Source organism: Thalassovita mangrovi, assembly GCF_009857745.1.
In the GTDB taxonomy this organism is placed as follows: domain Bacteria; phylum Pseudomonadota; class Alphaproteobacteria; order Rhodobacterales; family Rhodobacteraceae; genus Thalassobius; species Thalassobius mangrovi.
Genome location: NZ_WWEN01000012.1, coordinates 51,417 through 61,661, shown reverse-complemented (window position 1 = coordinate 61,661; position 10,245 = coordinate 51,417). Strand labels below are relative to the sequence as shown.

The 10,245-nt window shown below is 58.9% G+C and carries 7 protein-coding genes; 4 read left to right on the top strand and 3 right to left on the bottom strand.

The genetic code is table 11. The features are described from left to right. The first annotated feature begins 201 nt into the window (after nt 1–201). Complete coding sequence (locus tag GR167_RS19735; protein ID WP_160975461.1) at nt 202–720, top strand: hypothetical protein; 519 nt, start codon at nt 202–204, stop codon at nt 718–720. Nucleotides 721–971: 251 nt separating this feature from the next. Here the strand turns inward: GR167_RS19735 and GR167_RS19730 are convergent, their stop codons facing one another. The 3 genes from GR167_RS19730 to GR167_RS19720 form a co-directional block, all read right to left on the bottom strand. Beyond that, nucleotides 972–2,567 (bottom strand): hypothetical protein, encoded by a 1,596-nt coding sequence (locus tag GR167_RS19730; protein WP_160975460.1) that lies wholly within the window; start codon nt 2,565–2,567, stop codon nt 972–974. Between the two features lie 283 nt (nt 2,568–2,850). Further along, on the bottom strand, nt 2,851–4,404 hold the full coding sequence (locus tag GR167_RS19725) for a hypothetical protein (protein WP_160975459.1): 1,554 nt from the start codon (nt 4,402–4,404) through the stop codon (nt 2,851–2,853). 209 nt (nt 4,405–4,613) lie between these two features. Further along, nucleotides 4,614–5,764, bottom strand: a protein-coding gene (locus tag GR167_RS19720) for an IS3 family transposase (RefSeq protein ID WP_160975458.1) whose coding sequence is annotated in 2 segments (ribosomal slippage) — nt 4,614–5,518 and nt 5,518–5,764 — 1,152 coding nt in all. Because the reading frame shifts where the segments join, the coding sequence is not laid out codon by codon here. Nucleotides 5,765–6,065: 301 nt separating this feature from the next. Between GR167_RS19720 and GR167_RS19715 the strand changes: the two genes are divergently transcribed. The 3 genes from GR167_RS19715 to GR167_RS19705 are packed head-to-tail and all read left to right on the top strand — an operon-like array spanning nt 6,066 to nt 10,228. Next, nucleotides 6,066–7,304 carry a cytochrome P450 gene (locus tag GR167_RS19715; protein ID WP_160975457.1) on the top strand — a complete coding sequence of 413 codons (1,239 nt, stop codon included), beginning with the start codon at nt 6,066–6,068 and terminating at the stop codon, nt 7,302–7,304. Next, on the top strand, nt 7,301–8,365 hold the full coding sequence (locus tag GR167_RS19710) for a PEP/pyruvate-binding domain-containing protein (protein ID WP_160975456.1): 1,065 nt from the start codon (nt 7,301–7,303) through the stop codon (nt 8,363–8,365). The genes GR167_RS19715 and GR167_RS19710 overlap by 4 nt, the downstream gene beginning before the upstream one ends. 51 nt (nt 8,366–8,416) lie before the next feature. Next, nucleotides 8,417–10,228, top strand: coding sequence for a PEP-utilizing enzyme (locus GR167_RS19705; protein WP_160975455.1), 1,812 nt, complete (start codon nt 8,417–8,419; stop codon nt 10,226–10,228). Nucleotides 10,229–10,245: the final 17 nt, after the last annotated feature.

Below are 10,245 nucleotides of genomic sequence, written 5' to 3'. Positions count from 1 at the left end.
GAGCAGCCCGGTAGCTCGTCAGGCTCATAACCTGAAGGTCGCAGGTTCAAATCCTGCCCCCGCAACCAAAAAATTACTATACAAAACAACATGATGGACTCCCTCGGGAGGTTTCTTGCGTTTGCGCCAGGAAAGCCGGTGCTACGGCGGTGCTACTTTTAAGGCCTAGCTGCGTGAGAATCTAGCCTGGAAAGTAGAAAAGTGGGCGGCAATCTGTATCGTCGGTTGATCGACATGAAGGAAGCATTGGGTTCATTCAAGGGGCGCTTCCTGGTGCGGCTAGAACAGCATGACGAGGTCTGGGTTCCCACGCGGGAACAGGACTTTCGGAATGTCTTTCATGATTTCGATGAGGTTGCGGACGTTGGCTTCACCGGAGTAGAACCGGACCGGCTCGCGGGACTTGCTGGTCTTGGTGCTCAACTCGGACCATTGGTTCCGGGCCCAGGGCAAACGAAGCTCCAGCATGGCTTTTCCGTCGCGATCTATTTCCCCGCGTCTGATGCCTACATTTCAATTGGGAACGGCCAGATAAAGGCTTTCGACATCTCTTCCGGTGATGAACTCGGTATGGCCGGCGCTCGGGTCGACGTCCCCAAGTATTTCCCATCGACGAATGCGGTATACTTGGCCGATTGGGCCGAACTTCTGATCGCTGCGGAAAACGGATACTTCATTCTGAAAGACGACTTGGTTGACAGTGCTTCGGCGTGTTGGTGATTGAGCCTTGGCCCACTCATGAGATAATCCCCCTGAATACGGCCAGTGGATCATTGCTGCGCTGCGCCTGGGGCGAAGGTCCGCTTCGGGCTGGGAGAGGCCATTCGCGACGGTCTGGACCAACAGCGGCTTTGCGCAGGAAGCACCCTTTGCAAAGCCTAAGCCATGTCCCGAAAGCGGACATTTGTGTCAGGTAAGGTGAATGCCTCCTTCGAATAGTCAGCTGGTTCTGCCGATTGTAATATCCAGGATCATTCAGAAGATGTTGCGGCCCACGGAAGACTGACACTCTCAAAAGGCACGGCTGAATATTCCAGGTCAGTCAACCTCGCTTCAGAAACCGAAGGGCAAGATCCCGCGCCTCCCTCTTGTAGAATATCATGCACCCGTTCATTAGCGGCTGCGCTTGGCTCGCAAAGAATGGGATCTGCTGAGTGTGATTGGCAAAGCGCCGACACCATACGAGCGGCCCGCAGCATCGGACATTTGAGCGCCTCAAGCGTGGCGGATGGATCAGAAGAACCATCGGGACGGTCCAGGTTCAGGTTTTCGCGAGCCGAGTCTTGTGCCCGGATCATCCATTCCAGCGCATATTTGACCGCACCCAGCTTTAGCAGGGAATAGGCCACGGCGTTTTCAGCCCATTCTATTTGATCGACGATATCATACGGGGCGCGATCCGCAGCGGCCAAGGCAATTCCGAGGTTCCAAAACTCGCCTCGATATTGCCCGTACACCATTGCATCGGGCCAGAGCGCGCGGGCGCGTTCGAGGTCGTCGAGGTGTCCGAAACGCTGGTAGCCGGCGAGTAGGGCATCGATTTTTCGTTTGATCAGGAAACGGTTGTAGGGATCATCGGCCAATCGCTCATCGATGAATTCGACTAGCCGGTCATTGCTGGATTCGAGATAGGACGGGGTTTTCAGAAACCAGGCGATCCGCCTGCTATGTTGTGCGAAATTCCCGATCTGCGCCGGGGTGTTGAGGGTGTTTTCGTGTAATCTTGCCAAGGTCTCGCGCAATTCATCACTGCGTTCGCGCATGTGGAAGCCGTCTGCATAGAGGATCTTGTCGAGCTTCAGGTCATCCAGAAAGGGTTCATCCCTCGTTTCAAGGGCCGCCTTTGCTTGATTTGCTATGCCCTCATCGACATGATGCCGCAGGACTGCTTCGATGACACAAAGGTCGCTATCGTAGTTCTCAATCTGATCGGCATATGTCAGGCAGGCACCAAGGATTTCCCGCGTCGGATGAGCAAAAGACGCATCAATCGTTTCAACGATCTTCAACATGCTGGCCCTGTCCGGAGACGCCTTCATCAGTTCCGCATAGATGATCGCATTGAGATCAGTGGACTTCACCTTTTTTAGATAGAACTTTCTCGACACCAGCCAGGCATCGAGTGTCGGCACGAAATCCGGTGATCGCCTGAGCGATTTCTCAACCAGTTCATCCGCCCTTTGCTTGGCCGATATATAGAGCTTCAATCGGTTTTGCGGGGCGCCAGGCGACGCATAGTTTACTGAGCCCAGCATTTCGACAGTCTTGATCGCTCCCCAGGTTTCGGCGGCCAGCGCATATGGCGATCCGGGCATCTCATTCCGCCATTCCTCAACCACGGCTAAGCGTGCGGGATGGGTGCTGTTGAACAATCGGTCGTAGACGTCTCGCAACGCCGCCGCGTCTTTTTGTTCGGCGGCCTGTTCGTGCATCCCCGCAATTGCCCGGTCCAGCGCTGCAATATCGCCTTGATCCAGAAGAATCCGGATTTTGTCCGTCGCGGTTTGCGCGGTGGACGCTGGTGCTGTCAGGGTCAGCGCGGCCAAAACGGTCAGAATCCGGATCATGATTTGGGCCCTCCGCATGTATCGGCGAGGTAGGATGCCTGAACGGTGTTCTTGTCGGCGAGGGGCTGGGATTGTTGTGCGGGGATCGTGAATTGACATTGGCACAAGTTGAAAATGCCGATCCGCGCCAACTGTACCTGTTTGCACTGAGAGGATCCGCTGCCCGTGGAAACCAACCCGAAAGGCATTGGCCAGCTGTTTTGCCCAATGGCCGGAGCTGTATCGGAAATAGCTGAACCGGGGGCTGCAATCAGGCAAAGAATTGCGGGGAAAATATATCGTCTCACTGCGATAGGCCTTTCTGAATTTTTTTAACGGGAACAGGGGTATAGTAAAGAAGTTCGGGGGCGATGTTGCCGGCCCATACGCACCCTTCGGCCTTGGGCGCCATGCGTTCTATCCTGTCGGCAAGGTCCGCGTTGTAGCCGCCGATATTGCAGCCATAGGCGTCCGGAACCTGATTGCAGACCATGCGGAATACACGTGCCGAGCGGAACATCGGGCATTCGACCTCGGCCAGCAGGGCCTGTTGCTCCGCCTTTCCTATCACCGTTTGGTGTTCATCCCGGGCAAGGTTGTAGAGATTGTCGAGCGAGCTCATCAATCCGCGGATATAACTTGGGAAGTGGCGGGAATAGTAAATCTGGTTGGTGGCGAATTCGATGCGCGGCGTCGGTGAAAACGTAGGGTGCGCAGCCAGATAGACATCCAATCCGATATCCCATGTATCGGCCCGGTAAGCACCGAGCGGCAGCATATCCTGCCACAGTTTTTCGGCCAGAGAGATATCCGCACGGGGGTCCTTGCGCTGAGACCTTGCAAGGATATCCTTGATCAGAAAATCGAGAATGTTGTGGCTTTGCGGATTGTCGGCCAGACGCACATACATCTTGTCGATAAGTGCGGCGCGCATTTCAGCCGCGTACAGAGGCGCGTCGAACACCATTTCGATCTCGTCGAGAAGCCTGAGGTATTGATGAACGTTGGGGCGCTTCTCCAGCGTTTCACTGTGGATGCGCTTGGCTTCGGTGGCAGCGTTTTCCGTGCCGCTCCATTCCGACAAGTAGGCATCGAGCCGCGCGTAATCCAGGAAAGGTTCGTCGCGACGGGCAAGAGCCTGTAGCGCGACCTCTCTGAGATAACCTGTAGCTTTATTCTTGAAAGCAGCTTCTATCAGGCACAGTTCTGCATCATAACCAGCAACGCGATGGGCCATCAGCGTACACAAGGTTATGGTGTTTTCGATATCGTCCCGATTGTCGAGCGTCAGAGCGTCGAGCCCGGTTTCCAACGTATGCCGGTTTGGCGCATACCGAAGCGACAGATCGACAAACGGCCGCACGTCCCCCTTATAGGGTGCGGTTCCCATCAAATGAATGGTGATATCGATTGCTGGAACAAAGGCCTGTTCCTTGCCGAAGGCTAAATCGGCCATTTCTTTTGATCTGGCCAATTCTTCGAGATAGCCGTTTTGCAACTCTTCGGTTGTCCAACCCCAACTCAGATCGCCTCGGACCTGATAGGCGCGGTAGAGGTGCGACCAGGCCAACCCCGTAGCCGCATAGAAGGAGTCCGGATAGGCGGCCAACCATCGTTGTGTGCGGTCCAGACGCGCATCATTGGCGGTCAGGAAGAGTATCCTGTACACATCTCGCAGGGCTTCGAAATCCTGCTGTTTGAGGGCTTGCTGATATGCCTTGTCGAATTCGGTTTCCAGATAAGCGAAATTTTCACTGGCAAGGGCGCCGCGAACGGAATCCGTGGATATGTTGGCCATCGCGGGGGCAGCCCAAGCAAAGGCCACAATAGCAAGAAGCCTCGTGAAAAATCGGTGCATTGGAAACGTCCTCTTGAAATCGATCCGACTTAAAGAGGACTGGTTTGGAAAAATTATGGCGCGCATGCGCCAATAGAATGACACTCAAAAATTGCATATCGTGAGTGACCAAAGCATGGTGCCCATTCACGGTCGAGCGCTTCCCCAGCTGGAAAGAGGCTTTTTACAATCCGTGCAGCCGACATTTGGACTGAGGTGCCCCTAGTTTCCTAGACACCTGCCTTGTTCAGATCGAGCTGTCTTTCTTCGAAATCAACGGGCGACAGCATGCCGTTGTTCGTGTTCTTGCGTTTCGGATTGTAGAACATTTCGATGTACTCGAACACGTCCTGTCTTGCGGCGTTGCGCGTCGAGTATGTGCGCCGCCTGATCCGTTCCCGTTTCAGCAGTTGAAAGAAGCTCTCAGCAACGGCGTTATCATGGCAGTTGCCGCGTCGGCTCATGCTGGGTTCCAGATTGTGCAGCGCCAGAAAAGACTGCCATTCCCGGCTGGTGAATCGCGAACCCTGATCGGAATGCACCGTGACCGATCCGTTTGGCTTTCGTCGCCAGATCGCCATCAGCAGGGCTTGCAAGGCCAAGTCGGTCGTCATGCGGGACTGGGCGTTCCAGCCGACAACGCGGCGCGAGAACAGATCGATCACGACGCAGAAATACAGCCAGCCCTCATGGGTTCTGATATAGGTGATGTCGGTCACCCAGACCTGATCCGGGGTAGAGGTTTGAAACCGCTGCTCCAGCCTGTTCTCGGCCACGATGGTCGGTTTGCCGCCATAGCGGCCGGGACGGCGCTTGTATCCGATCTGCGCCGCGATCCCGGCCAGGGACGCCAGTCGGGCCACCCGGTTCTCGGAGATCCGTTCGCCCTGGTCGCGCAGATCATCAGCGAGCTTGCGATAGCCGTAGACCTTACCGCTGTCTGCCCAGGCCTGCCGGATCAGCTCGGTCTGGCGCGCATCTTCCTGCGCACGGTGACTTAACGGTTCCTTAAGCCATGCGTAGAATCCGCTGAAATGCACCTTCAGCACCCGGCACATGACCCGGACACCGAACTCATCGCGATGCGCCCGGATGAAGGCGTACTTCATTTGGACTCGCGCGCGAAGTACGCCGTTGCCTTTTTTAGGATGTCCCGTTCCTCGGTCACCCGGGCCAGTTCGCGCTTCAATCGGCGGTTCTCAGCTTTGTGATCCACGCTGCCCGCTTTCGAAGCCGATTCAGCGAACAGCTTCATCCATTTGTACAGAGAATGTGTACTAACACCCAAACGCGTCGAGACCTCTCGAACCGGATAGCCCCGCACCGTAATCTGATGCACCGCATCGCGCTTGAAATCGTCACTGTAGTTGCTTGTCCCCATGTCGACCTCCTTGCCTCAAAATTAGGGGGCAAAGCGTCTACAAATCTAGGGGCACCTCAGCCCTCAAAGCCTCCTGGGCCTCTTTCACATCCTCCTCCGTTCCCAGGCCCCGGTTCAGCAGCGATGCGCTATCACACGTTCGGCGTCAACCATCGACGGGTGAAGCACCACCACATCCGGGAAAGGTCTACGGGGAACCGTAAATAAGCAAAATGACAGGCCTCAACTTTAGCCAAAGAAAAACCAAAGAGTGCCTGCTAGGGTGATTCCCAACAAGCGCACACCGATAGGAGGAGATCGTATGAGCGTTGCCGAAGCCTATGATGCCGTGAGGGAGTTCGATCCGTTCGATCTCAACGCGCCGCACGCGATCTGGAACTCGTTGCGTGCCGAGAGCCCGGTATTTTTCCATGAACCGACCGGCTATTGCGTGGTCACCCGGCACGCCGACATCAAGGCGGTGTTCGACGACTGGCAGACCTTTTCGTCGGAAAACGCCCAGGCGCCGATGCGGCCGATGTGCGACGAGGGCAAGCGCATCATGAAAGAGGGCGGCTTCACCGCCTATTCGGGCCTGTCCGCCCGGGTGCCGCCCGACCACACCCGTATCCGCAAGATCGTGCAGGGCGCCTTCGGGCCGCGCCGGTTCAAGTCGATCGAGCCGCAGATCGAAAAGATCGTGGCGCGCCAGCTTGACGGGATCGCACCGAAGGGCAAGGCGGATTTTTTCCGCGACGTCGCCTATGAGGTGCCGGCCTTCGTGTTGTTCACCCTGATGGGCATCCCGGATGCGGATGTGCCGAAGGTGAAGGACTGGGCGGCCAGCCGCGCGCTGCTGACCTGGGGCGATCTGTCCGACGAGGAACAGATCCCGCATGCCCACAAGATGGTCGAGTACTGGGCCTATTGCCGCGGGCTGGTCGCGGCGCGCAAGGAAGTCCCCGGCGACGATCTGCCGTCGGACCTGGTGCGGCTGCAGGCCGAGGGCGCCGAGATCACCGACGAGGAAATCGCCGGCGTGATGTATTCGGTGCTGTTCGCCGGGCACGAAACCACCACCACGCTGATGGCCAATGCCATCATCACCCTGCTGACCCATCGCGACGCCTGGGATGCCATCGCCGCCGACCCGACGCTGATCCCCAAGGCGACCGAGGAAATCCTGCGCTACACGCCGTCGATCGTGGCCTGGCGGCGCAAGGCCAAGGTGGATACCGAAATCGGCGGGGTCAAAGTGCCGGAGGGCACCGACATCCTGCTGATCATGGGCTCGGGCAATCGCGACGACGCGGTGTTCGCGCAGGGCGAAAGCTTCGACATCCGTCGCGACAACGCCCGCAACCACCTGTCCATGGGCTATGGCATCCATTTCTGCCTCGGCTCGCAGCTTGCCAAGCTGGAATTCGGCATCATGCTGCGCCAGCTGACCGAACGGTTCCCCGACATGCGGCTGAGCGAAGGGCAGAACATCACCTATCTGCACAACATTTCCTTCCGCGTTCCCGCGCAGGTCGACGTCGAATGGGGGGCCAAGGCATGAGCACCACCGCCTATACCCTGCGCTTCGGCGAAATTGGCCGGGCCGATCACGGCCGCGTCGGCGGCAAATGTGCCTCGCTGGGCGAAATGACACGCGCCGGAGTGTCGGTGCCGCCCGGTTTCGCGGTCACCACCGACGCCTATCTCGCCATGCTCGACGCGACCCATCTGCGCGAGGAGATCGAGGCGCATCTTGCCCGGCTGGACTTCGACGACGTCGCGGAACTCGACCGCGCCGCGCAGGCGATCCAGATCCGTTTCCGTTCGCATCACCTGCCCGCGGAAGTGGAGGCGGCGATCCGCGCGGGTTATGCCGAGATCGGCGAGGGCACCCCGGTCGCGGTACGCTCCTCGGCCACCGCCGAGGACCTGCCGGATGCGAGCTTCGCTGGCCAGCAGGACACCTATCTGTGGGTGATGGGGTCGGACGACGTGATCGAACATGTGCGCGATTGCTGGGCCTCGCTGTTCACCGCGCGGGCGATGAAATACCGCCACGACAACAAGCTCGGTCAGATCGAGGTGCTGATGTCGGTCGCGGTGCAGAAAATGGTCAACGCCCGCGCCGCCGGGGTGGCGATGACGCTTGATCCGCTCAACGGCGACCGCACCAAGATCGTCATCGACGCCTCTTACGGGCTGGGCGAACTGGTGGTTTCGGGCATCGTCACGCCCGACAATTACCGGGTGGAAAAGGTGCTGATGGAAGTGATCGACCGCCGGATTTCCGAAAAGCACCTGGAACTGGTGCCCGACGCCGAGGCCGCCACCACGGTGGAGCGCGAGGTCGACGAGGCAAGGCGCCAGGCGCAATGCCTGTCCGACGCCGAAATCCTCGCCGTTGCCCGCCTGGCCAAGGAACTCGAACGCCAGAACGGATGCCCGCAGGACGTGGAATGGGCGATCGACGCCGATCTGCCCGAGGGAGAAAACCTGCTGGCCCTGCAGGCCCGGCCGGAAACGGTCTGGTCGCAGAAACCCAAGGAGAAGCCGAAGGCGAGCTATGCTCTCGGCATGATGGGGATCGTCGGCGCGCTGAACAACCCGATCGGGTCGCGCTGACCCTTCAAGATAATAAAAAGCGAAACACGGTCTTCAGGGAGGAAAACCGACATGGACGCGCAAACGCCGCTGTTTCCCAGTGCTTATGACCTCAAGGCGCCCGCTGGCGCCGAGGGCTGGGAAGACCTTTACCCTTATTACCTGACCTTCCAGCCCAATCTGCGGGAAAAGGAAGATGCCAAATTCTGGTTCTGCGACAGCCAGCACTGGCCGAACCCGTTCAAACCGTTCGACGCGGTGACGGTGGAATATGCGGTGCGCTGCCTGGGGCAGTACAACACCCGCCATTACCTGGTGCCGCCGGCCAACGGTGTCGATTACCGCATCCATAACGGCTATTGCTACATGTCGCCCATCGCGGTGGCGCCGGAGCTGATCGAGGGCCGCATTCCGCAATTCCTCGAACGGGCCGGGCATTACTTCCAGAACTGGGACAGCCTGCTCGACAACTGGCACAAGAAGGTGAAGGCCAACATCGCCGAGATGGAGGCGCTGAGCTTCGAAAAGCTGCCCGAGGTGGTGCCGATCGACTGGATCACCGAAGGCCGCGGCGTCGATCCGCATCTCGACATCATGGGCAATTACGACGCGGCGATCCAGCTGCTCTACAAGACCTGGCAGTATCACTTCGAGTTCCTGAACCTCGGTTATGCGGCCTATCTCGATTTCTTCGGCTTCATGAAGGGCGAATTCCCGACCATCCCCGATCAGGCCATCGCCAAGATGGTGCAAGGCGTCGACAGCGACCTGTTCCGCCCCGATGACGAGCTGAAGAAGCTCGCCCGCCTGGCGATCGAACTGGGCGTGGGCGACGCGCTGAAATCCGGCAGCGTCGACGAGGCGCTGGCGGCGGTGGCGAAGCTGCCGCACGGTCCGGCCTGGATCGACGCCTGGGAAGGCGCGAAGGACCCGTGGTTCAACTTCACCTCGGGTAACGGTTTCTATTCGACCGACAAATACTGGATCGATCACCTCGATATCCCGATGGGCTATCTGCGCGATTACATCCTGCGCGCCGAGGCGGGCGAGACCATCGAACGACCCACCGCCGAGCTGATCGCCGAGCGCGACCGCATCACCTCGGAATACGAGGCGATGATGGACGAAGCGTCGCGTGAGGCGTTCCAGGGCAAGCTGGGCCTCGCCCGGGTGGTCTTCCCCTATGTGGAGAACCATAATTTCTACATCGAGCATTGGTCGATGAGCGTGTTCTGGCGCAAGATGCGCGAGCTTTCCACCATGCTGAAGGAAGAAGGCTTCTGGCCGACCGACGACGGCATGTTCTACCTCAGCCGGCAGGAAGTGCGCGACGCGCTGTTCGATTATGGCAACGCCTGGGCGACCGGCGGCGACTGGATCGGGCCAAGCTACTGGCCGCAGGAGATCGAACGCCGCCGCGGCATCATCGACGCGCTGGCCACCCAGCCGCCGCAACCGGCGCTGAACAACCCGCCCGCGGTCATCACCGAACCCTTCACCATCATGCTTTGGGGCATCACCTCGGAATCGATCCAGAACTGGATCGGCGCCGATGAGGTCGAAGGCGCGCTGTCCGGCATGGCGGCCAGCCCCGGCGCGGTGGAAGGCATCGCACGGGTGATCCGCAGCCCCGACCAGCTGAGCGAGATCCAGGTCGGCGAAATCCTCGTCGCGCCGGTCACCGCTCCGAGCTGGGCGCCGGTGTTCGGCAAGATCAAGGCGACCGTCACCGATATCGGCGGGATGATGAGCCACGCCGCCATCGTCTGCCGCGAATACGGTCTTCCTGCGGTGACCGGCACCGGCAACGGATCGTCGAAGATCCAGACCGGGCAGATGATCCGCGTCGACGGCAACACCGGCAAGGTGACCGTTCTCGACTAAACCCAAACACTCCCCCG

Coding starts and splice junctions, on each gene's coding strand:
- GR167_RS19730 (WP_160975460.1), bottom strand. CDS start 2,567: ATGATCCGGATTCTGACCGTTTTGGCCGCGCTGACCCTGACAGCACCA.
- GR167_RS19725 (WP_160975459.1), bottom strand. CDS start 4,404: ATGCACCGATTTTTCACGAGGCTTCTTGCTATTGTGGCCTTTGCTTGG.
- GR167_RS19715 (WP_160975457.1), top strand. CDS start 6,066: ATGAGCGTTGCCGAAGCCTATGATGCCGTGAGGGAGTTCGATCCGTTC.
- GR167_RS19710 (WP_160975456.1), top strand. CDS start 7,301: ATGAGCACCACCGCCTATACCCTGCGCTTCGGCGAAATTGGCCGGGCC.
- GR167_RS19705 (WP_160975455.1), top strand. CDS start 8,417: ATGGACGCGCAAACGCCGCTGTTTCCCAGTGCTTATGACCTCAAGGCG.